Origin of the sequence: Pseudoduganella plicata (assembly GCF_004421005.1) — a bacterium.
Taxonomy (GTDB): Bacteria; Pseudomonadota; Gammaproteobacteria; order Burkholderiales; family Burkholderiaceae_D; genus Rugamonas; species Rugamonas plicata.
Window position 1 is genome coordinate 793,075 of record NZ_CP038026.1, and the last position, 21,848, is coordinate 814,922.

Sequence of the window (21,848 nt, forward strand, 5' to 3'; positions counted from 1 at the left end):
GTCTCTTTTATATAGTTGTGATGAATGCTGCGGTCAGGCGGTTTCGCCGACCTTGACGTCGACGTTGGCAAGCATGTCGCGCACCATCTCCTCCACGCCCACGCGTGGCTGCCAGCCCCAGTGCACGCGGGCTTCCTCGTCGTCCAGGCTTTGCGGCCACGTGTCGGCGATGCCCTGGCGGCTGTCCGGCTTGTAGGCAATCTGGAAGGCCGGCACTTCGCGCCGGATCGCGTCGGCCAGCTGGGCCGGATTGAACGACACCCCCGCCACGTTGTACGAGGAACGGATCTTTACTTTCTCGGCCGGCGCTTCCATCAGTTCGATGGTGGCGCGGATCGCGTCGGGCATGTAGATCATCGGCAGCGTCGTCTGCGGGCCCAGGAAGCATTCGTACGGCTCCCCACGCAGCGCCGCGTGGAAGATGGCGATGGCGTAATCGGTCGTGCCGCCGCCCGGTGGCGACTTGTAGCTGATGATGCCGGGGTAGCGGATGCTGCGCACGTCCACGCCGTATTTGAGGTGGTAGTACTCGCACAGGCGTTCGCCGGCCAGCTTGCTGATGCCGTAGATCGTCGTCGGGTCCATCACCGTCATCTGCGGCGTGTCCTGGGCCGGCGTGTTCGGGCCGAACGCGGCGATCGACGATGGCCAGAACACCCTCAAAGGCTTGCCCGCCTCGCCGCGCTCGCGCGCCACTTCCAGCACGTTGAGCAGCCCGTCCATATTGAGCTTCCATGCGCGCAGCGGCGCCGCCTCGCCGGTAGCCGACAGCATGGCCGCCAGCTGGTACACCTGCGTGATGTCCTGCGACGACACCAGCTGCGCCAGCGCCTCCTCGTCCAGCACGTTCAGCACCTGGTACTGCTCGGCGTTGTACAGGTTTGTCGGCGAGATGTCGGTGGCGAAGACGTTGTGCGCGCCGTGGCGTGCCGCCAGCGCTTCGACCAGTTCGCTGCCGATCTGGCCATTGGCGCCGATAACTAAAATGCGTTCCATCTGTGATTCTTTCGGCTTTCAGCCCTTGATGATGCCCAGTTCCTTGCCGGCCTGCGCGAACGCGGCCAGTACCTTGTCCAGCTGCTCGCGGGTGTGCGCGGCCGACAGCTGCACGCGCACGCGCGCCTGGCCCATCGGCACGACCGGGTAGAAGAACCCGGACAGCAGCACGCCCAGCTCGAACATGCGGGCGGCGAATTTCTGCGCCACGGGCGCCTCGAACAGCATCACCGGCACCACCGGGTGCGTGCCCGGCTTGATGGTGAAGCCGATGCGTTCGATCTCCTGGCGGAAGTACGCCGTGTTCTCGTGCAGCCGGTCGCGCAGTTCCGTCGATTCGGACAGGCGCTTGAGCACTTCCAGCGAAGCGCCGGCGATCGAGGGCGCCAGCGTGTTCGAGAACAGGTAAGGACGCGACTTCTGGCGCAGCGTTTCGATGACTTCCTTGCGGCCGGACGTGAAGCCGCCCATCGCGCCGCCCAGCGCCTTGCCCAGCGTGCCCGTGATGATGTCGATCCGGCCCAGCACATTGTGGTGCTCGTGCGTGCCGCGGCCCGTCCTGCCCATGAAGCCCGAAGCGTGGCATTCGTCGATCATCACCAGCGCGCCGTAGCGGTCGGCCAGCTCGACGATCCTGTCCAGCTGGGCGATGGTGCCGTCCATCGAGAACACGCCGTCCGTGACGATGATCTTGTTGCGTTTGTCGGCAGCGGCCTGCAGCTGCGCTTCCAGGTCGGCCATGTCGTTGTGGGCGTAGCGGTAGCGCGCCGCCTTGCACAGGCGGATGCCGTCGATGATCGAAGCGTGGTTCAGCGCATCCGAGATGATCGCGTCGTTCTCGTCGAACAGCGGCTCGAACACGCCGCCGTTGGCGTCGAATGCGGCCGCGTACAGGATGGTGTCTTCCGTGCCGAGGAATTTGCTGATGGCCTGTTCGAGCTCCTTGTGCACCGTCTGCGTGCCGCAGATGAAGCGCACCGACGACAGGCCATAGCCGTACTTTTCCGTCGCTTCGATGGAAGCCTGGGCCACCCACTCCTGCCCGGACAGGCCGAGGTAGTTGTTCGCGCACATATTGATCAGGGTGCGGCCATCCTCGCTGGTCACTTCGGCCCCCTGGCGCGAGGCCAGCACGCGCTCGGGCTTGTACAGCCCCTGCTCGCGCAGCGTGTCCAGCTTTTGTTGCAGGCCGCCGTAAAAGGCATTCTTCGCTTGTTCGCTCATGTTTTCCTCGGATCGTAAGGTGGGCGGTTTCCTGGCCGGCAGCTTGACCGCCTGTAACCTATGTTGTACCGTGACTCGCGGAGAACAGGGTATCGAAGTTCGCGCCTCTTTCGATACTTTCTCCGGAGTTCACTATCTTGAACGCAGATTCAATATACTGAATCCTACATAAACATACCGGACTTTGCAAGCAACTGCCCAAGAATGAAAGCCCTTGTCAACAATGCACCACCTGAAGTGGGCGCCGCGCTGCAGCGGCTGCGCCTCGCGCGCGGCCTGACGCTCGAAGACCTGTCGCGCATCGCCGGGGTTTCCAAGTCGATGCTGTCGCAGATCGAGCGGGAGAAAGCCAATCCTACCATCGCCATTACGTGGCGTCTGGCCAATGCGCTGGGCGTGCCGATCGGCGAACTGCTGTCCGACGAACAGCCGGCGGTGGACACGATCCGTGTCATCGAGGCGCACGAAACGCCCACCCTGCCCGGCCATCATGCCGGCTACGTGCTGCGCATTCTCGGGCCGATGGAGCTGGCGGGCCGCCACGAGTGGTACGAACTGACACTGGCCCCGGGCGGCGAACTGCTGTCGCAGCCGCACGATCCGGGCACGACCGAACACCTGACGGTGCTGCACGGTTCGATGGAACTGGAAGTGGGAACGCAGAAAAAGAAGATCAAGCTCGGTGGCACGGGACGCTATCCGGCCGACCAGCAGCACGCCATCCGCAATCCCGGCAAGACGGAAGCGAGGGCGCTGCTGGTCGTCATCCACCGCTGACGTAGCGTGCCCGGGATTTCGCGGCGGCGGGCTACACTGGCGTTTTGTCCACGACATCACGCTTATGCAAATCGCCGTTATCGCCTGGGGCTCCCTGCTGTGGAAGCCCGGCCCCCTGAAGCTCTCTTCGGGCTGGCATCCCGACGGCCCGCTGCTGCCGCTGGAATTCGTCCGCAACAGCGAGGACACGCCCGAACTGGCGATCGCGCTGTGCGAGGGTGCGCCACCGTGCCCGACGTACTGGGCCTATCTCGATGCGCACGATCTGCCGGCGGCGCGCACCATGCTGCGCGAGCGGGAGAAGATCGACCCCGCGCGGCCGGACTGGATCGGCACCGTGCCGGCGCCCGATGGCGCGCAATCGCCGGTGGCCGGCCGTATCGAAGCGTGGCGCCTGGCGCGGCGGATCGATGCCGTGCTCTGGACGGCGCTGCCGGCGCGTTCCCGTGGGTGCGAAGGCCGGGTGCCGGGCGCACAGGAAGTGCTGGACTGGCTGGCGGGCCTTGCCGGCGACGAGCGCGCGGCGGCGGAGCATTACATCCGCCGTACCCCGGCCCATATCGACACGCGCTATCGCCGGTTGGTCGAGGCGGCACTGGGTTGGCGGCCGCTGCGCGAGGCCCATGTGACGCGGATGGCGTGATGCCGCGGCAAGGCGTCGGGCCCAGGGGTCCGTCGGGCCCCGGCCCCGGGATTATTCGAACGGGTTGGCGGCCTTGGCAACCTTCGGCGCCGGCAGCCGGGCGGGCAGATCGCGCTGCGCTTCCAGTTTCGCCACCGCCTTGCCCAGCAGCTGATACAGCTCGCGCGCGTGCTGCAGGCCGGCCTGGTCCATCGTCAGGTCGATGTCGCCGTCGATCGTGATGCGATCAAGCCGGTTCTCGATCGTCAGCCCACCCACCTGCAGCACGTCCGCCTCGTTTGCATAGGGCGCGAAGCCCGCTTGGTTTTCTTTTGCCTTCGTCATTTTTCACCTCCTTTGCGCTTGCCCGCTTTCGTCTTCGGCAGTTTCAGCATCTCCTGCTTCTGGCGTGCCGACAGCGACGGTATCAGATTGATGCCAATCCTGCTTTCCAGTTGTGCGATCGTCATCGTCTGGATGCGCGCATCGGCCTCGTTGGCAACGAACCACGCGCCGCCGGCGCCCTTGCGCGGACTCCAGACCGCCTTGTAAAGATGGCTCGGCACCAGCACGTTGCCCACCTTGCGCAGTTCGCCGCCGATAAAGGCGGGCCCTGTGATCACGTAAAGATCGCCCTCCTTCTTCGCCATCTTGCGCACGGCGCCTTCGATGCCGGCCCAGATGTGGCGGTTGTTGTCCGCATCCTGGGGCACCATGTTCGCCAGCGTGAAGCTCTGGTACTGGCTGGCGCGATCGGGCATGTCGCCGTTCGGCGCCATGTGGCCGCGATCGAAACCGCTGCGGGCATAGTCGGCCAGTTCGGCGCGCTGGCCGGCGGGCAGCGCGAGCTCGGGGTGGAACGAATTCTCGCGCGACAGATCCCCGGCCGCCGCCAGGTTGTCGGCTGTCAGGTGCTCGGCGGACCAGAGCGGCGTGCGCGTCACGCCCGAGTGCATGATGCCGAACACGTTGTAGCACAGCTCGCGCGTGGCACGGGCCATCTTTTCGTTGACGATTTGCGGGGCCTGGCCGGACACGTAATGCTGCGGGCAGGACTGGGAAGCGTGGGCGCTGCAAAGCCCGGCGGACAGCGCGCCCGCCAGGGCCAGTTGTATCAGTTTGCGGAACATCGATGTCGATCAGAAATGAGGTGCCGCATTTTAGCGGACCGTGCCCGTTGTTGCGAGTGTCCCAACGCGGCCATTGTCCTGTTCCGAAAGGGCATGGGCGCTGTCTACCCCGACAATCCGCCGTTCGGCGTCTGGCATGGTCTTGCGGCTAGCCATGACGATTTGCCCTCTTCATACTGGACGAACCCATGACGCATCACATCATTCGGTCGCCGCGGCGGGGCGCCATGACCCCGCACGACCTGCGCCTGGCCTGGCGCGCGCCGCTGGCTGAACCGGGCTACACCGCCATCGGCATTGTCGGCCTGGGCATCGGCACGGCACGGCAGCATGCCTGCTGTTGCCGTGCTATGTACGCCACGCATGGCAGTACAACGCCGGCATCGCCGATGTCGACAGGCTGTACGTACTGAAACTGCGCAACAACATCGACCCCACCAGCCCCCGGTTCGATCAGGCGCCGCTGCTGCCGCGTGGCCGAACGGCGCGGGCATGTCCGCCCGCGCCGATGGCCGCATGCTGGAGCTGGCCGCGTTTGCCGTCATGGAGGTATTGCCGAGACTCCGGGCTGCGGGCGGTGGCCGGCGACGTGGCCGGCGCGCTGCGCCGGCCCGATCGTGCTGACGCTTGGCAGGGCTGTCACCTGGCAGCGACACACCCGGCGGCATCGTCCGCCGCCACTGCCCTAGAGCCGGTCCAGCGCCTCCAGCACGCCCTTGCGGTTCTTGTGCGCCGTCTCGTAGCTGCGCACCTTCTTGCGCTGGGCGGCCGTCAGTTCTTCCAGCGCGCTGCGCACCTGTGGCACCGTCATGTGCTCGTAGTTGGCGATGGGGACATTGCGGTCGGGGGACGTGCCGGCGCGGTCTTTCGCCTTCGCCGTCTTCGTCTCGCCGAACTGCTTGCGCTGCTTGTTGACGATGCGGGCGGCGACTTCCTCTTCGCGGCCCTTGTAGCGCCCTTCCTTTTCAAACTGCTTTTCAAGCTTGTCGTATTCGTGTTCCCGTTTCGGGCTGGCTCCGCGTGGCATACAAACCTCCCTTCGATAGTGTCGATGATGTCGATATGCGAATGTTATCGAAGTGACACCAGCGACGGCGCACGGCTGTCGTGCCGCCCGTTCAGAAGCGGGCAATCCAGCTGGCAAGGTGCGCGCGGGTGGGCGGCCCGGCGGTGCGCGCGGGCCGGAACTGGACGCCGTCCGCGCTGGCCGTCAACCGCAGCGTCAGGTCGTGCCGCGCCAGCCAGACCAGCAACGCCAGCCAGCGCGCGTGGCGGGGCGAGACGGCCGTGTCGGGCGCGCAGTCGAGGTATTCGGCCAGCACCGCCGGTTCGGCCAGCAGGCCGACGCCTTCCGCGCCGCGACGGAACGTTGGGCCGAACGTCTCCGCGGCCAGCGCCAGCGGATCGACCGGGCCGCCGGCGCCCGTCTCCAGCACTTCGACGCAGAGCCGTACGGCACGCGCCAGCGCGGCGGCCCGGAACGCGTCCGCGCTGGCCAGCTGCGCGCAGTCCTCCATCAGCCAGTCGGGCGCCGCGGCCACGCCGGCGCACAGGGCGCCGGACAGATAGGCGTCCAGCGCCGCGCTTTCCGTCGCGCCGGCCAGGCACAGCGCATACAGGGTGCCGATCCGGTTGGCCAGCACCTCGCGCCGGCGCAGCGACAGCTTTTCGCCCAGCAGGCGGTCGTGCCGGCGGCGCAGCAGTGCCAGGTCGACCGCCTGGGCCATTTCCAGCCGCAAGGTCGTGATGTCCCATGGCTTGGGCAGGTAGCGGTGGATACGGCCCTGGTTGATGGCCTCGACCGTCTGGGCCAGCTCGGAGTACGCCGTGGTCAGGATGCGCACCGTCTGCGGATATCGCTCCCACGCGTGGAACAGCAGCGCGTTGCCGTTCGCACCCGGCATGCGCTGATCCGACACCAGCACCGAGAGCTGGTCGCCGTGCCGCTCCAGCAGCGCCTTGGCCTCGTCCACCGAGGCGGCCGTCAGCACGTTGGCCTGGTCCTCCAGCGCGCGCTGGAAGTATTTGCGCGCGCCCGGCTCGTCGTCGACGTACAGGATCAGGGGTAAGGCGTTGGCTGGTTTGTTCATGGCCTGTTTGGTCAGCTTGCGTTGTCGGGAGGTGCCAGCGGCAGGTCGAACGTGAAGCGCGTACGCACGCCCGGCACGCTGTCGGCGCTCAGCTGGCCGCCGTGCCGCTGCACGACGCTGTAGCAGATCGACAGGCCCAGGCCGAGACCCTGGCCCACACCATTGGTCGTGAAGAACGGCTCGAACAGCCGCGCCAGGTGCTGCGGCGCGATGCCGGGGCCGTTGTCGGTCACGGTGATGCGCAGGCGCGTGCCCTCGACGGCGCTGGCGACGGCGATTTCCGGTGCCGTCGTGCCGCCCCTGGCCAGCGCGGCTGCCGCGTTGCCCAGCAAATTGATCAGCACGCCGACAATGGCCGCCTCGTCGCCCAGCACCCGCTCGGTGCCCACGCCGTCGCGCCGCAGTGCGACGCCGCGCAGTTCGTGCCGGGCCATCCGGACGGCCGTATCGACGGCACTGGCAACACAGAATGGCACGTCCGCCACCGCGTTGTCGCCACGGTAGGCGAACGTCTTCAGGTCCGAGACGATGGCTTGCACGCGCGCCATGCCCTGGCGCGCATCCGTCAGGCATTCGGCCAGGCGCGGGCTGGCCCGTGCGGCCGGGTCCTCCTGCGCGAGATCGAGAGCCAGCATGCAGTAGTTGACGGGGTTGTTCACCTCATGCAGCAGGCCGGCGGACAACGTGCCTAGCGCCGCCATCTTTTCCTGCTGCACCAGCTGCCCCTTGATCGCGGCCAGGTTGCGGTTGGTACGTTCCAGCTCGGCGTTCTTGTGCGCCAGCTCGTCCTTCAGCGCGAACAGCAGGCGTCGTCCCCGTTCGTTGAAATACGTGTAGACGGTGCTGCCGATCACGGCAAAGGCAATGATGGTTGCATGGAACAGCAGCTGGCTGGGATCGACCACACCGCCGGGCCGCGTCACGCAGGCCAGCAGGTACAGCAGCACCGTCAGCAGACCGAAGGCCAATGTATACAGATAGCCGACGGGGAACAGCGTGCCGACGGCGAAGATCGTCAGGATGATGCCGGCATAGAACAGCGACGTCTCGCCCTGCGTCACGTGGATCATCCACGCGATCATCAGCTGGGGGAACGTCAGCCAGACGAACGTGACGCCATGCACGTGACGGAAGCCGAAACGCGTGTACAGCAGCGCCAGTCCGGCCAGCACGCCGGCCGCCGTCACCACGCGCAGCGCGGCAAAGCTGGCCATGAGCTGCGGATAGACGGCGTAATCCAGTACGACACCGGCCAGCACGAGCGCCGTCACGGTGACGGCGCAGGCGCGGCTGGATGCAAGGTGGTGGCCGCGCATGTCCTGCGCATAGGTGCGGCGGCGCAATGCCGGCCGGCTCATTGCGGCGGGGCGGCGCGCGCCGTGTCGCGGGACAGGAATGAATAGCGTGTGACTTGCATGAATATTGTCGAGTGTACAGGCCGCGGGACGGAACTGCAATCTTAGCGCAGGCTGCCCCGGCAGGGCTGCGACGCAGTCTCGGTATGCCACCGTACAGAACGGTTGCCACTCAGGTGCCACAGTGCGGATCAACAAGGAGAACGCATGACTGACAAAACGGACAACCAGGTGGACGTGCGCACCGGCCAGGCGCCCGGCAAGCTGGCCCGCAACGAATTTCACCTGAAATTCGTCGCCAATTTCGCCGATCCCCGCTTCGAGCCGCTGCAGGCCGACATCGCCCGGCTGGAAGATGTGGCATGGCAGAACTACTGCGACAGCCGCAAGGCGCCCGTCACGCAAAAGGCCGGCCCCGGCTTTGCCGACCCGGACTACGACCTGTCGGTGGAATGGCGCGCCGCGCGCGACCGGCTGCTGGCGGCCGAAGCGGTGCAGAAGGACCCGGCGACGCGCGCCCGCGTGCTGGTCATCTGCGCATCGTCGCGCAACGACGGCACCTGCCCGGGCGAGATGTCGAAGTCCTTTCGCATGATCGAGTGGGCGCGCACGGCGCTGGAAACGGAGTCCGTGCAGGTGGACGTGCTGGATCTGAGCCAGGTTACGTCCACCTACGCGCTACACATTCACCCGTGCAAGGGCTGCGCGTCGACGGCGATGCCGCTGTGCCACTGGCCGTGCAGCTGCTACCCCAACCACAGCATGAACCAGGTCAACGACTGGATGAACGACATCTACGAGAAATGGGTCGCCGCGCACGGCATCCTGATCGTCACGCCCACGTACTGGTACCAGTCGCCCTCGCCGCTCAAGCTGATGATCGACCGGCTGGTGTGCGCGGACGGCGGCAATCCCGATCCATCCAGCACGCACGGCAAGAAGGCGGCCGAGGCCAAGGCGATCGAGCTGGAGGGCTGGGATTATCCGAAGCACCTGGCCGGGCGCGCCTATGGCGTCGTCGTGCACGGCGACGTGGCGGGCGTGGAAAGCCAGCGCCGCAACCTGGCCGACTGGCTCGACTGGATGGGGCTGATCGGCGCTGGGCCGCAGGGCGTGTTCGACCGCTATGTCGGCTATTACGAATCCTACGCGGAGAGCCACCAGACGCTCGACCGCGACACGGCGCTGCAGGAGGAAGTGCGCAATGCCGCGCGCGCCGTCGCTCAGGCCGTGCGCGACATCCGCGCCGGCTGCTTGCCGCGGCCCGACCGCAACCTGCGCAAGCCGCGCCCCAAATAGGGTTCAGGCCAGCCGGTGCTCCAGCCGCCGCACGACGCGGGCAACGCGGTCCTCCACCGTCGTCCCGCCATGGCGGCCGGCGAACGCCTTTGCCGCAGCGCGCCAGCGGCCGTCGCCCAGCAGCGCCTGCAGGGCCGGCGCCCAGTCGCCCAGCACGCGGGCACCATTGATGCCGCCGCCCCACCCTTCCACGCGCCGCGCCAGCAGGAACTGCTCCAGGCGCATCGGCAGCATCAGCACGGGCACGCCGGCCAGCAGCGCCTGCGTCAGCGTTGCTTCGCCGCCATGACAGACGCACAGCGCCGCCTCGGCCAGCACCGCCTCCAGCGCGACCGGGTGCGACACGTAGGCGATGGCCGGATCGATGACGGGCGGCGGGCGGCCTGGCGCCGTTTCCGGCATATGGCACACGATCCGGCAGCCCGCCTCCACCAGCGCGGACAGCACGGCGGCCTGGGCTGGATGCTCATGCTTCAGGCAGGCAAATACGGCCGGGCCGTCGCCGGCCGGCCATGCCGGTGCCGCAGCGCCTCCTTCCTGCCAGACGGGCCCGTACCAGTCGATGGCATGGTCGGTCCTGCCGTGCGGGTCCAGTTCCGGCCACGTGGCCAGCAGCGCGTCGTCGCCCCGCAGCAGCGCGGCCGCGCAGGGCAACGGCACGGCGCCGTGGTGTTCCAGCACGGCGTTGGCCACGTTCAGCACGTGCGCCTCCGCCCGGGCCAGCCGCTGCGGCGCGATCTGGTCCCAGTCGCGCAGGCATGGCAACGGCCGCGCGGCGGGCGGGCAGGCGAAGCCGCCGCCCAGCGCCACGGCCGGCAGGCCCAGGCTGCGCGCGGCCAGCAGGGCCGTTGGCGCGTAATCGGCCACGACGAGATCCGCTTGCACGGCCGCCAGGGTGGAGCGCCAGCCCTGCACCAGGCCGCACAGGCCCGTCAGCTCGAAATAGCCTTGCGGCAGCAGGATCTCGGCAAGGCTGGCCTCGTTCGGCGGCATGCCTTCCATGCGCCCCTGCCACACGGGCGACTGGAAACGCGGCGCGGGCACGTCCGCAAGCAGGTGCTGCGTGGTGCCCAGGTCGCGCAGGCTCAGGCTGACGCCATGGCCACGGGCCAGCAGTGCCCGGGCCAGCACGCCAAGGCGTCCCGCGCGCCCGAAGCCGCCCCCAAGTTCCAGCGCCAGATGCAGATGTGCCATGGGTCACCTCGTCAATCGGCCCCGCAAGGAGCGATGCTGTGCAGTGTAATCGCCCTGCGGGCGGTGCTCAAGTGACAATGCGGTGACAATGCGGTGACAACGTCTTGAGCACGACAGCAGCGCCGGCCGGGCACGCTGCCCGGCCGGCGCCCCTACGTCACCACCAGCTGATGATCGACGCGATTTCGCGGATCACGCTGGTCAGCACTTTCACGCTGACGCGCGTCTCCTCCAGCGCACCGGCCACGTCCGCCGTAAATTCCAGGCTGGCCACTTCCAGAGTCTCCATATACCCTCCCTTTCGATTTGGTGGAAAATCAGCGGCCCGGCGGGCCGCGCCATACAGCCCGTCAGAGCTGCAACCGCAGGGGCGCCGCCGGCGCACCCGTCAACCGCACGATGCCGCCCAGACGGTGCGCGAAGGCTTCGTCGTGGGTGGTCATCAGGACCGCGCCGCCAGCTGCGGTGTGGCCACGGACGATCGCACATAGAATATCCAGGGCGGCTGCGTCCAGGCCCAGGGTCGGCTCGTCGAACAGCCAGACGTCGGCGCCCGTCGCCAGCGCGGCGGCCAGCGCGAATTTTTGCTGGGTGCCGCGCGACAGCCGCCGCACGGGCACATTCTCGATCTGGCCGATCCGGAAGCGCCGCGCCAGGGCGCCGAACCGCTGGAGCGCCGCGGTGCCGTCGCAGCCTTTCACGCGGGCGAAGTAGACGGCATTTTCGGCCGGTGTCAGCCTTCCGTGAAGCGCCCGCGCGCCGTCGAACACTGCCGCCAGCCGTGCCCGCGCGGCCCCATCGGCGGTCGGATCGCGCCCGAACAGCCGGACCGTTCCGCTGTCCGGGCTGACGAGGCCGCAGGCCAGGCGCAGCAGCGTGGTCTTGCCGCTGCCGTTCGCACCCATCAGCGCCGTGCAGGCGCCGTCCGCCACCGTCAAGGTGAGGTTCTCCACCACGCTGTTGGACCGCCCGAATGCCTTGCAGACACGAGACAAGTGCAGTGGATATGTCATCCTGCCTCCCATCAGTAGTGCGCCAGCGAACCGATGGCGCGCGCGCGGCGGATGCACAGCGCCAGCGCTGCCATGCCGGTCGCGAGAATGGCAAGTGACCACGCGGCGGCAGCCGTCAGGGCCATCCCGGACAATGGCGTGCCGAACAGCGAACGGGCGAACGTCTCGATGGCCGACACCAGCGGATAGCGCAGCATGGTATCGCTGGCTGTGGTGGAAACGCCGCGCGCGATCAGCACGGCCAGCCCCAGCTGGACCAGCGGCGCGACCCCGGCCGCGCGCTTGAACAGGATGACGATGCCGGCCATCGCCAGGCCAATGCCGCCCAGTGCCAGCTCCAGCAGCACAAGGGCCAGCACGACGGACCCGCCCAGCCGCAGGTCTGCTCCGGACCAGGCCGCCAGCCCGGCCAGCATGGCGAAACAGACCAGCACACCCACGGCGGAACCGGAGAGCGCGCGTGCCAGCAGCAGCACCGCCACCGGGTAACGGCTGAGAAAGACGGGTTCCAGCAGGCCGGCCTTGATATCGTCCTCCAGCTCGCCGGGTACATGGCCGATGGCGCCGACGGCGACCACCCAGCAGACGAACGAGGCCACCAGCACCCGGCTGTCGCCGCCCTCGAACAGGTCGACGGACGGCGCATGCGCCAGGCCCAGCCCGATGGCGCCGAACAGGCCAAGCAGTATCAGCACGCCGCACAACGGTTGCAGCGGATAGCGCAACGTCAGAAGCAGGTTCTTCCTGAGCTCCGCGGCAAGCAGCCAGGCAAAGGATGACAGGCTCATTGTCCTGCTCCGTCCGCCGCCTGCGACCACAGCGCCAGCGCCAGCGGATCGCGCAGCATTCTTGTCGCGCTGGCGGGCGACAGGGCCGATGCGCCGGCGACATCGACCAGCACCCGGGCCGCCTCGACCCGCGTGCGGCTGCAGGGATGCGTCTCCAGGATCTCCTGCAGCAACGCCAGCGTCTGGGCGTCGTATATATGGCGGGCAAATCCCAGCGCATTGACGCGCTTGTGCGAGGACGACGCGACATAATCGCGGACGCGCCCCCTGGCGATGTCGAAATAAAACTGGTCCGTGAGTCCCGCATCGGGCGGCGTCATCATCAGATTCAGCGACGCCGACAACCGCGCCGGCGGCAACTGCATGTGAATGTCCCGGTATTGCTCGTACAGCAGCACGGTATTGGCGTCCAGCGTGTGGCGTCCGCGATAATCCAGGTCGACACGCTGGCCCGGATAAATCGCCCCCGTACCGCGCTGATAACTGTATATCTCTGTCTCATAACCGGGCCCAAAATAGTTCGCCGTGATAAACGAGAAATTATGGTCGTGGTAATCGTAATACGACAGGACGTCGGCAAGAATGGCGCGGCGGCGCGGATCGACCGGCAATAATGGCCACAGATTGATGCGGATGGCGAACGGACCGCTACTGGCGAGATGGCAGGACTGCGAACTGTAGAAGTGCGAGCTGCCCTGGCGCCAGTGCGTCAGGCTGTGATTGATACACCTCTGCAACAGTGCAGGGTCGCCAGCCAGCCCGTACAGGGGTTCGGCGAGCGCCAGCAGCGCGGCCGGATCGCGGGGATCCACTTGCTTCCTGGCAGTTTCCAGGAGTTCCTCCACACCCACCCGACGCGTGGGACGGCAGGCAAACTGCTGCTTTCTCATCGGGTACCTCCACAGTGCTGCAGCGTACGGCGGGCGGCATCGCGCACGAAGCGGTGCCGGTCGTGCGCCGCCATGTCCTGTACTACCTGCAGCGCCACGTGGCGGCTGTGCTTGCCCAGTGCGGTAGCGGCAGCCCAGCGTACGTGGTGGTCCGGGTGCCCCGTCAGGTCCGAAACGGCGGCCAGGGGATAGTCAGGCCGGCGCGCGTCCAGCAAGCCCAGCATTACGCACAGGACAGAATGCTCTTCCGACGCCATGCTGGCGCCCAGTGGCACCAGCGTGGCGGGATCGAACGACACGACCTGGGCATTGACCGGTGCACTGCCGAGCGCGACATAGATGGCGTCGCTGTCCTCGGGCAGCAGGGGAAAGCGGCGCCGCGCCTCGACCTGGATCAGCTCGCCATTGGCGACCGTTTCGCTGCCATCGGGGCGAATCTTCAATGTCGCGTCAAACACATCGAAATCGGCTCCCGGCACCAGGCAATACCACTGCACCGTAATCGGCCGCGGTGAAACGACCAGTATCAGTGTATTGGCCGGATAGTTCATCAGTGCCGCACGCCAGGATTTGCTGCTGAACGACGGAACGTCCGGCCGATCCTTGATGACGCGCAGCGTCATGACGGATGAATAGCACATCAGGAGCATGTCGCTATTCACCGCCGGATCGCCATTGTCCATCGCACCGGTCAGCACACGCCCCAGGCAGGCATTCACCAGCGCGGTCAGCAAGCCCGGTTGGGCGAACAACGCGTGAAAGCGCGGCGCCAGCGCTGCAATATGGTCGGGCCCATGCCGTTCCAGGGCCGCATGCGCCTCGTTGACGAATCCGGCAATTGCCGGCGGTGCCCAGTGCATTATCTGCGGATGTGCCATCGCGTGCTCCCCTGTTATTTCATTCGTTTCCGGTGTCCGTTCCTTCTGCCCGTTTCTCGTGCCCGTTTCTCGTACCCGTTCTTATGCGTGCTTATACGCGTTCTCGTACCGGTGTCGCGAGCCCGCCTGCCGGCCGCTTGAGCCATTTTTCTGCTGAGGGAGTTTAATGGCCGTACCGCCCAGTCGCCTGATATCGCACAAGCGCGTTCCAGCTTTAATTTCGTCAATTTCTGCCCGGTACTTTAAGTGGTTCAGTTGCAACTCTGCTGTGTGACGGGCCGGAACGCAAAGTTGGCGAGGTTGCCCGATCCTTGTAATCCCTCTCTTACAACGCAACGGGATGCGTGCTGCTACTCATCCTCGCCGCGCCCCACCATACTCGTTGCATGGATGACAACGCCATCACGCGGTGTCCCGTCATTGACAGCCCAACAAAGAGAAACGCCTGAGAGACACCGATGCAAACGACCGCCTACGCCCAGTGCACCGCCCCCGCCGCCCAAGCAGCCGAGATCGGCACCGACAAAGCCAAGCCCGTCTACAACCGGCTCGCGATGATGGAAGACCCGGCCCTCGCAGCCGGCTACCTGGAGGCGCGCCTGGTCGAGGCGGCCACGCTGCCCGCCGACCTGCCGGAATCGCTGGACGAGATGGCGGGCTGGATTGCCCGCCATACCGATGCAGTCGGCACTGCCTACCGCGACTACCTGGCAGGCCGCAAGGCCGGTGCGCCGCGCCGCTACTTCCACACGAAATCGCAGGCGCTGTATTTCCTCAAGGCAGTCGCCCCCACCAAACTGGTGGACGGCGCGTGGCTGTACGGTGTTCTGCAGCGCTGGGACGACGAGGATTTCCGCCCGCTGATCCGGATCTATCTGGAAGAGCTGGGCAATGGCGTGCCGGACAAGAATCACGTGCTCATCTATCGCAAGCTGCTGGCCCAGCACGGCTGCGAACAGTGGCAGGACCTGCCCGACACGCACTTCCTGCAGGGCGCGATTCAGCTGGCGCTGGCGCAGGGCGCCGAGAGCTTCCTGCCGGAGCTGATCGGCTACAACCTGGGCTACGAACAGCTGCCCCTGCACCTGCTGATCACCTCGTACGAGCTGAACGAACTGGGCATCGACCCGTATTACTTCACCCTGCACGTCACGGTCGACAACGCCGCCACCGGCCACGCCCATACGGCCCTGGAAGGGCTGAAGCAGATCATGCCGCGCGTCGGCGACGCCAGCGACTTCCTGCGCCGCGTGGCAGCCGGCTTCCGCCTCAATGACCTGGGCGTCGGGACGGTCGATGCAATCGCCTCGTTCGACCTGGAGGCCGAAACGGTCGCCATGCTGGCCGCCAAGAGCACGGTCGGCAAGAACATGCACTCCGATTACTGCCGCGTTGCGGGCCGCACCGTCAACGACTGGCTGTCGGACGCCACGCAGATTCCCCTGTTCCTGGAAAAGCTGGAAGCGCAGGGCTGGATTCGCCGCGGCGAGCCAGCCGAGAACAGCCGTTTCTGGAAACTGATCCAGGGCGAACGCGCCGAAATGTTCGGCGTCTTCAGCCCCTACGAGCAGCAGTTGCTGCAGGACTGGATCGCCACGCCGCGCGCCGGCACCGACCAGGCCGCGACGGACAGCCCCACGGAGGCACCGCGCGTGCTGAGCCACCGCGCCATGCTGCGCAGCATGGAGACACTCAATTCCGGCACCAGCCCTCGCAGCAGCGCGCCGCGTGGCCTGATCCGCCACCGTTTCCCTGACGACGAGCACGCATGGGAATCCATCGGCTGCGAATTGCGGCTGCTGGAGGCACGCCTGGCCGCCACCTCCAGCAAGGAGGAAGCGATGGACCTGCTGGTGGGCCTGATGTCGCCGGAGCGCCACCACACGTCTTCCGGCCTGATGGCGACCCGGGTCTTCAGCCGGCTGTACGGCTGAACCGGGGCGGCGGCGCCCCCTTGGCCGCGTTGTTTCCCGCATCGTTCCATTTGCCGCGCACGGCGCGGCTCCCGCCGGCAGTCGCCGGCTTTTTCAATCGAGGCCACCCATGATGAATGTCACCACCAGCACCGCCGACGCCGCCGTGCCGCACGCCCCATCCACCAGACCGGAGGATGGCGCGCCCGCGCGCCCGGATGCTGCCACGGCGGCGCTGCTGGAGCTGGGCCGCGCGCTGCAGGCGGCCGGCTACCGCTTCACGACCGTGACCCCCGCCACGCACAACCGCGTGCGCGCTCGCGCCGAGCATGTCTGGGCCCGCGACCTGTGCGACGTGTTCGGCTGGAGCCGGCCGTTTCACAGCGACGCCGTGCCGCCCGACATCCTGCGCCTGATGCAGGCCGCCGGCATCGCCCAGCCGCATCGGGACGGCTGGCGCTGCACGTTGCGCGTCTCGGAGCTGGGCGGCCAGCTGTACTTTCACTCGGCCTACCCACCGCCGACGCCGACGCGGTGTTCTTCGGACCCGATACCTACCGCTTCGGCCGCGCCCTGCAGCGTGAGCTGGCCGACATGAAGGCGCTCGGCCGCACCGTGCAACGCGCCGCCGACGTGGGCGCGGGCGGCGGTCCCGGCGCGGCCACCGTCGCGCTGGCTTGCCCGGACGCGCAGGTCTATGCGTTGGACATCAACGACAAGGCCCTGCGCCTGTGCGGCGTCAACATGCAACTCGCGGGCGCAACGAACGTCGACGTGCGCCGCAGCGACCTGCTCAACGACATCGATGGCGAACTGGACCTGATCGTCTCGAACCCGCCCTACCTGCTCGATCCGTCGGAACGGGCTTACCGCCACGGCGGCGGCGAACTGGGCGCGGGTTTGTCGCTGTCCCTCGTCGGGCAGGCCGTCACGCGCCTGGCACCCGGCGGCACGCTGCTGCTCTACACCGGCGTCGCCATGCGCCACAACAGCGACCCGTTCCTGGCAGCAGTCACGCCGTTGCTGGACGGGCTCACCTGGACGTACGAGGAGATCGACCCGGACGTGTTCGGCGAAGAGCTCGACACGCCAGCCTACCAGGACACCGACCGTATCGCCGCCGTCTGGCTCAAGGCCACCCGGCCGCGCCACTGATCAAACCATTCAAGAGACATCATGCAATCCAAGCAAACTTTCGAGCCGATGGTGCTCACCCATGGCGGCGCGGGCGGCAGCCGCGACCAGGACGACGGCTGCCAGCTGGCCGCCCGTAGCGCCATCGACCGCCTGCATGGTGGCGGCTCCGCGCTCGACGCGGCCGTCGCCGCCGTCGTCGCGCTGGAAAACGATGGCCGCTACAATGCCGGCAGCGGCTCCGTGCTGTGCCTGGACGGCCACACCATCGAGATGGACGCTTCCGTCATGGATTCGACGGGCGCGCTGGGCGCGGTCGCCTGCATCCGGCGCGTAAGAAACCCGGTGCTGGTGGCGCAGTCCGTGACGCGCACGCCGCACTGGCTGCTGGCCGGCGAAGGCGCCGAGCGCTTTGCCCGCGTTGCCGGCTTCGACAGCTGGCACGAGATCAGCGAACGCCAGCGCGCGAAACACGAGAAGTTGCTGCGCACGCTGGCCGGCGCCGAACAGGCCACGCCCGGCGTGCCGAACCGCGCGTTTGCCGAGCACTGGAACTACGACACGCCACCGGCCTTCCAGCCCTGCGACACCGTCGGCGCCGTCGTGCGCGATGCGAACGGCCGCTTTGCCGTGGCCTGCTCGACGGGTGGCTCGGCGCCGTCGCTGCTGGGCCGAGTGGGCGACACGCCCGTCATCGGCAGCGGCTTCTATGCCGCCGATGACGGAGCCGTTGCCGTCACCGGTATTGGCGAGCATATCGTCAGGAAGCTGCTGGCCTACACCGTCTACGGCTGGATCGCCGGCGGCATGCCGGCGCAGGAGGCAGCCGATAAAGGCGTGGCCCTGTTCCCGGACGACATCGACGTCGGCGTCATCGCCCTCGGCCGGGAGGACGCCGGCATGGCCAGCAACCGCGAAATGCCCTGCGCGCAGGTGGCCGCATGACGGACGAGGACATGAACGCAGCCGTCGACCGCAGCCAGCACGGCCACCTGGTCATCGTCGGCGGCCATGAGGACCGCGAGAACAGCAAGGAAATCCTCAGCCGCTTCGTCGAACTGTCCGGTGGCGGCAAGGCCACCATTGCCGTCATCACGGCGGCCAGCAAGGTGCCCGACGAGATGTGGAAACGCTACAACGCAGTCTTCACGGAACTGGGCGCGCGCCAGGTGATCCGCATCGACCTGCCCGACCGCGCCGCCGCCAACGATCCGGCGCTGGCCGGGCGTGTGCGCAATGCCGACGGCATCTTCATGACGGGTGGCGACCAGAAGCGCCTGCTGGCCATGATCGGCGGCACCCTGATGGACGAGGCGATGCACGGCGCGCTGAAACAGCGGGGCGCCTGCATCGGCGGCACCAGCGCGGGCGCTTCCGCCATGTGCGGCCATATGCTGGCCGACGGCAAGGCCGACCTGCTGCCCGAGAAGGGTTCCGTCAGCCTGGGCGCCGGACTCGGGTTCGTCCAGCGCGTCGTCATCGACCAGCACTTTTCCGAACGCCACCGGCTGGCGCGCCTGCTGACCATCGTGGCGCAGAACCCGTACCTGCTGGGCGTCGGCATCGACGAGGACACGGCGCTTGTCGTGGAACGCGGGGTCGGCATCGAGGTGATCGGCGCCGGCAGCGTCACCGTCGTCGACGGCCGGGCCATGATCTCGAATGTGGCCGACATCCCGTCCGGCGGCACGCCGCAGCTGATCGACGTGCGCCTGCACCTCCTGCCGGCCGGTAGCAGCTTCGCCCTGCCGGAAGAGGTGGGGCATCCCAACCAGCTGCGGCCGGACACCACGCGCCGCACGCCCGACCCCCTGACCGACTTCGTGCGCAACGTTACAAAAAGGAATCCCGTATCATGAAAATCGTCGAACAGCGGCTGTTGCGCGGCCCGAACCTGTATGCCGCCAGGCCATGCCTGCTGACGGTGATCGACCTGGAAGACCTGTACCAGGTGTCGTCGCGCGATATCGAAGGCTTCACCGCGCGGCTGCTGACCGCCATCCCCAGCCTGATGTCGCACCGCTGCTCGCCCGGTCACTTCGGCGGCTTCGTCGAACGGCTCAAGGACGGCACGTACATGGGCCACATCATCGAACACGTGACGCTGGAGCTGCAGTGCCTCGTCGGCACGCCGTCCGGCTTCGGGCGCACCCGCCGCGTGCGCGGCGAGCCGGGACGGTTCCGCGTCGTCTGCGCATTCAAAGACGAACACGTGGTGACGGAGGCCTTCGACCTTGCCCTCGAACTGGTGGAGGCACTCGCCCATGGCCGCGACTACGACCTGGCGGAGCCGCTGGCCGCGCTGCGCCGCACGGCGGAACGCCATGCCGTGGGCACCAGCACCGCGGCCGTGCTGAAGGCGGCGCGGCGGCGCCGCATTCCGTACTTCCGCGTGACGGAGACGGGTAACCTGTTCCAGCTGGGCTGGGGCAGCCGGCAAAAGCGGCTGCAGGCCACGATGACGGGCGACGCCAGCAACATCGCCTGCCGCATCGCCAGCGACAAGGGGCTGACCAAGGCACTGCTGAAGGAAGCGGGCGTGCTCGTTCCGGACGGGACGGTCGTCACCACGGTCGAGGAAGCGCAGCGCGCGGCACGCCGGCTGCGCGGCCCGGCGACGGTCAAACCGCTGGACGCCAACCAGGGCAAGGGCGTGACGACGCGCTGCACGACGCCGGAGGAAGTGGCGGAGGCGTTCGAGGGCGCCCGCCGCCACAGCCGCAACATCATCGTCGAACGTTTCATCGAAGGTCAGGACTACCGCGTGCTGGTGGCCGGCAACAAGGTAGCGGCGGCATCGCTGCGCCGCCCGCCGACTGTGATCGGCGACGGCCACCGTACCGTACGCGAACTGGTCAACGTGGAAAACCAGAACCCGGCGCGGGGCAAGGGACACGCCAACATCATGACGCAGATCGCGCTGGACGAGCACGCCGCAACGCAGCTGCGCAAGCAGGGCTACACGTTCGACAGCGTGCCATCGGTCGGCGTGCCGGTCACCTTGCGCAGCAACGCCAACCTGTCCACGGGCGGCACGGCCGAAGACGTGACGGACCTGCTGCCGGAGGAAACGCGCGACACCTGCGTGCGCGCGGCGCGCAAGATCGGCCTGGACGTCGCGGGCATCGACCTGGTCTGCCGTGACATTTCGCAGCCGCTGGAAAACCAGATGGGCGCCATCATCGAAGTCAACGCCGCGCCGGGCATCCGCATGCACCAGTATCCGGCCAGCGGCATGCCGCGCGACGCCGGCGACGCCATCGTCGACGCGATGTACGGCGACCGCGACGGCCGCATCCCCGTCATCGCCATCACGGGCACGAACGGCAAGACGACCACGGCGCTGATGACGGGCCACTGCGTGCGCCTGGCCGGCTTCCGCACGGGCGTCACGACCACGGAAGGCATCTACCTGGACGGCAAGCGCATCGTCAAGGGCGACTGCAGCGGCTACTGGTCGGCGCGCACCGTGCTGACGTCGCCGGACGTCGATTTCGCCGTGCTGGAAACGGCGCGCGGCGGCATCCTCAAGCGCGGCCTGGCGTTCGACCGCTGCGACGTGGCCGTGATGCTCAATATCAGCGCGGATCACCTGGGGATGGAAGGCGTCAACACGGTGGAAGACCTGGCGCGCGTGAAAGGCGTGGTGGCCCGCTCGGCCGCCCGCTGCGTCGTGCTGAACGCGGAGGACCGCCACTGCGTGCGCATGGCCGGCCGGCTGCGCGAAAACGTCGAAGTGCTGTACTTCGCCCTGGATCCGGACAACCCGGTGCTGCTGCGCCATCTGGACAACGGCGGCCGCGCCGCCTATCTGCAGGACGGCATGCTGGTGCTGGCCGACGGCAACCGCCACTTCGCGCTGCTGCCGGCTGCAGGCATGCCCTCCACGCTCGGCGGGCACGCCCGCTACAACATCGCCAACGGCCTGGCCGCGGCGGCCGCGCTGATGGCGTCCGGCTTTACCAGCGACGAAATCGCCGCCGGCCTGTCCACGTTCGTCTCGGACGGCCGCAGCAATCCGCTGCGCACCAACGTGTTCGACGTACAGGGCGTAACGGTCGTGGTGGACTATGCCCACAACCCGGCGGCCTACGCGGCGCTGGGTCAGATGGCGCGCGGCATCAGCGCTGGCCGCGTCATCGGCGTCATCACGACGCCCGGCGACCGCCGCGACGTGGACTTGCAGGCGGTGGGCCACACCTGCGCGCTCGGCTTCGACGAGATCGTTGTCTATGAGTCGCAGAACCGCGGCCGGCTGGAAGGCGCCGCCGCCCAGCTGATGCTCGATGGCGCAATTGCCAGCGGCGCCCAGCGCGATCTGGTGCACGTGCGGCTGAACGGACGCGAGGCACTGCGCCACGGCCTGACCTTGTGCGCACCCGGTGACGTGCTGATCTTCGCCTGCGGCTCCTCGCTCAACGAAGTGGTGGAAGCGCTGCGCGAGTCGGACCCCGTCAGCGCCCAGCGCATCGCCGAGCAGGTGGCGTTGCAGGCGGCGTGAGGCGCTGGTAACGCCGGCCTCTCCCGGAGGCGGGCGTTACCGCC

At 67.6% G+C, this 21,848-nt stretch carries 23 protein-coding genes; 10 read left to right on the forward strand and 13 right to left on the reverse strand.

What is annotated here, in order from left to right; genetic code table 11:
• Positions 1 to 33: 33 nt before the first annotated feature.
• Together E1742_RS03340 and kbl are read right to left on the reverse strand one after the other, a co-directional pair.
• Positions 34 to 996 (reverse strand): NAD-dependent epimerase/dehydratase family protein, encoded by a 963-nt coding sequence (locus E1742_RS03340; protein WP_134383544.1) that lies wholly within the window; start codon positions 994 to 996, stop codon positions 34 to 36.
• 18 nt (positions 997 to 1,014) lie between these two features.
• Positions 1,015 to 2,220 (reverse strand): glycine C-acetyltransferase, encoded by a 1,206-nt coding sequence (kbl, locus tag E1742_RS03345; protein WP_134383545.1) that lies wholly within the window; start codon positions 2,218 to 2,220, stop codon positions 1,015 to 1,017.
• A 204-nt stretch (positions 2,221 to 2,424) separates the two neighbouring features.
• On the opposite strand from kbl, the gene E1742_RS03350 reads away from it, so the two are divergent.
• Together E1742_RS03350 and E1742_RS03355 are read left to right on the forward strand one after the other, a co-directional pair.
• The gene (locus E1742_RS03350) at positions 2,425 to 2,997 is read left to right on the forward strand and encodes a helix-turn-helix domain-containing protein (RefSeq protein WP_134383546.1); all 573 of its coding nucleotides are present in this window, start codon (positions 2,425 to 2,427) and stop codon (positions 2,995 to 2,997) included.
• A 64-nt stretch (positions 2,998 to 3,061) separates the two neighbouring features.
• Complete coding sequence (locus tag E1742_RS03355) at positions 3,062 to 3,640, forward strand: hypothetical protein (RefSeq protein ID WP_134383547.1); 579 nt, start codon at positions 3,062 to 3,064, stop codon at positions 3,638 to 3,640.
• A 51-nt stretch (positions 3,641 to 3,691) separates the two neighbouring features.
• Here E1742_RS03355 and E1742_RS03360 read toward each other — a convergent pair whose 3' ends face one another.
• Together E1742_RS03360 and E1742_RS03365 are read right to left on the reverse strand one after the other, a co-directional pair.
• On the reverse strand, positions 3,692 to 3,964 hold the full coding sequence (locus tag E1742_RS03360; protein ID WP_134383548.1) for a hypothetical protein: 273 nt from the start codon (positions 3,962 to 3,964) through the stop codon (positions 3,692 to 3,694).
• Positions 3,961 to 4,749 carry a DNA/RNA non-specific endonuclease gene (locus E1742_RS03365; protein WP_134383549.1) on the reverse strand — a complete coding sequence of 263 codons (789 nt, stop codon included), beginning with the start codon at positions 4,747 to 4,749 and terminating at the stop codon, positions 3,961 to 3,963. The genes E1742_RS03360 and E1742_RS03365 overlap by 4 nt, the downstream gene beginning before the upstream one ends.
• Positions 4,750 to 4,976: 227 nt before the next feature.
• Here E1742_RS03365 and E1742_RS03370 point away from each other — a divergent pair, with 227 nt between their 5' ends.
• Positions 4,977 to 5,162 carry a hypothetical protein gene (locus E1742_RS03370; protein ID WP_134383550.1) on the forward strand — a complete coding sequence of 62 codons (186 nt, stop codon included), beginning with the start codon at positions 4,977 to 4,979 and terminating at the stop codon, positions 5,160 to 5,162.
• A gap of 272 nt (positions 5,163 to 5,434) precedes the next feature.
• Here the strand turns inward: E1742_RS03370 and E1742_RS03375 are convergent, their stop codons facing one another.
• The 3 genes from E1742_RS03375 to E1742_RS03385 form a co-directional block, all read right to left on the reverse strand.
• Entirely contained in the window at positions 5,435 to 5,776 is a 342-nt protein-coding gene (locus E1742_RS03375; RefSeq protein WP_134383551.1) for a hypothetical protein, read from the reverse strand.
• A gap of 91 nt (positions 5,777 to 5,867) precedes the next feature.
• On the reverse strand, positions 5,868 to 6,839 hold the full coding sequence (locus tag E1742_RS03380; RefSeq protein WP_134383552.1) for a response regulator: 972 nt from the start codon (positions 6,837 to 6,839) through the stop codon (positions 5,868 to 5,870).
• Between the two features lie 11 nt (positions 6,840 to 6,850).
• On the reverse strand, positions 6,851 to 8,197 hold the full coding sequence (locus tag E1742_RS03385) for a sensor histidine kinase (RefSeq protein ID WP_134383553.1): 1,347 nt from the start codon (positions 8,195 to 8,197) through the stop codon (positions 6,851 to 6,853).
• A 204-nt stretch (positions 8,198 to 8,401) separates the two neighbouring features.
• Here E1742_RS03385 and E1742_RS03390 point away from each other — a divergent pair, with 204 nt between their 5' ends.
• A complete protein-coding gene (locus E1742_RS03390; RefSeq protein WP_134383554.1) occupies positions 8,402 to 9,493 on the forward strand; it encodes a flavodoxin family protein in 1,092 nt (363 codons plus the stop codon).
• 3 nt (positions 9,494 to 9,496) lie between these two features.
• Here the strand turns inward: E1742_RS03390 and E1742_RS03395 are convergent, their stop codons facing one another.
• The 6 genes from E1742_RS03395 to E1742_RS03405 form a co-directional block, all read right to left on the reverse strand.
• Entirely contained in the window at positions 9,497 to 10,687 is a 1,191-nt protein-coding gene (locus E1742_RS03395; RefSeq protein ID WP_134383555.1) for a nucleotide disphospho-sugar-binding domain-containing protein, read from the reverse strand.
• Between the two features lie 157 nt (positions 10,688 to 10,844).
• A complete protein-coding gene (locus E1742_RS27030; protein ID WP_259772425.1) occupies positions 10,845 to 10,976 on the reverse strand; it encodes a hypothetical protein in 132 nt (43 codons plus the stop codon).
• Positions 10,977 to 11,037: 61 nt separating this feature from the next.
• Positions 11,038 to 11,700 carry an ATP-binding cassette domain-containing protein gene (locus E1742_RS26055; RefSeq protein ID WP_166793404.1) on the reverse strand — a complete coding sequence of 221 codons (663 nt, stop codon included), beginning with the start codon at positions 11,698 to 11,700 and terminating at the stop codon, positions 11,038 to 11,040.
• 11 nt (positions 11,701 to 11,711) lie between these two features.
• Positions 11,712 to 12,488: a hypothetical protein gene (locus tag E1742_RS26060; RefSeq protein ID WP_166793405.1), complete on the reverse strand. Its 777-nt coding sequence runs from the start codon at positions 12,486 to 12,488 to the stop codon at positions 11,712 to 11,714.
• Positions 12,485 to 13,300 (reverse strand): hypothetical protein, encoded by an 816-nt coding sequence (locus E1742_RS26065; RefSeq protein ID WP_166793406.1) that lies wholly within the window; start codon positions 13,298 to 13,300, stop codon positions 12,485 to 12,487. Before E1742_RS26065 ends, E1742_RS26060 begins: the two co-directional genes overlap by 4 nt.
• Positions 13,301 to 13,374: 74 nt before the next feature.
• Complete coding sequence (locus tag E1742_RS03405; RefSeq protein WP_134383556.1) at positions 13,375 to 14,256, reverse strand: HEAT repeat domain-containing protein; 882 nt, start codon at positions 14,254 to 14,256, stop codon at positions 13,375 to 13,377.
• A gap of 458 nt (positions 14,257 to 14,714) precedes the next feature.
• On the opposite strand from E1742_RS03405, the gene E1742_RS03410 reads away from it, so the two are divergent.
• The 6 genes from E1742_RS03410 (at position 14,715) to cphA (ending at position 21,804) form a co-directional block, all read left to right on the forward strand.
• A complete protein-coding gene (locus E1742_RS03410) occupies positions 14,715 to 16,190 on the forward strand; it encodes an iron-containing redox enzyme family protein (RefSeq protein WP_134383557.1) in 1,476 nt (491 codons plus the stop codon).
• 109 nt (positions 16,191 to 16,299) lie between these two features.
• Positions 16,300 to 16,767 (forward strand): hypothetical protein, encoded by a 468-nt coding sequence (locus E1742_RS26580; RefSeq protein ID WP_229466476.1) that lies wholly within the window; start codon positions 16,300 to 16,302, stop codon positions 16,765 to 16,767.
• Positions 16,704 to 17,324 (forward strand): methyltransferase, encoded by a 621-nt coding sequence (locus tag E1742_RS26585; RefSeq protein ID WP_229466478.1) that lies wholly within the window; start codon positions 16,704 to 16,706, stop codon positions 17,322 to 17,324. The genes E1742_RS26580 and E1742_RS26585 overlap by 64 nt, the downstream gene beginning before the upstream one ends.
• Positions 17,325 to 17,345: 21 nt before the next feature.
• The gene (locus tag E1742_RS03420) at positions 17,346 to 18,248 is read left to right on the forward strand and encodes an isoaspartyl peptidase/L-asparaginase (protein ID WP_134383558.1); all 903 of its coding nucleotides are present in this window, start codon (positions 17,346 to 17,348) and stop codon (positions 18,246 to 18,248) included.
• Entirely contained in the window at positions 18,245 to 19,162 is a 918-nt protein-coding gene (locus E1742_RS03425) for a cyanophycinase (protein ID WP_229466480.1), read from the forward strand. The genes E1742_RS03420 and E1742_RS03425 overlap by 4 nt, the downstream gene beginning before the upstream one ends.
• A complete protein-coding gene (gene cphA, locus E1742_RS03430) occupies positions 19,159 to 21,804 on the forward strand; it encodes a cyanophycin synthetase (protein ID WP_134383559.1) in 2,646 nt (881 codons plus the stop codon). Before E1742_RS03425 ends, cphA begins: the two co-directional genes overlap by 4 nt.
• Positions 21,805 to 21,848 lie beyond the last annotated feature (44 nt).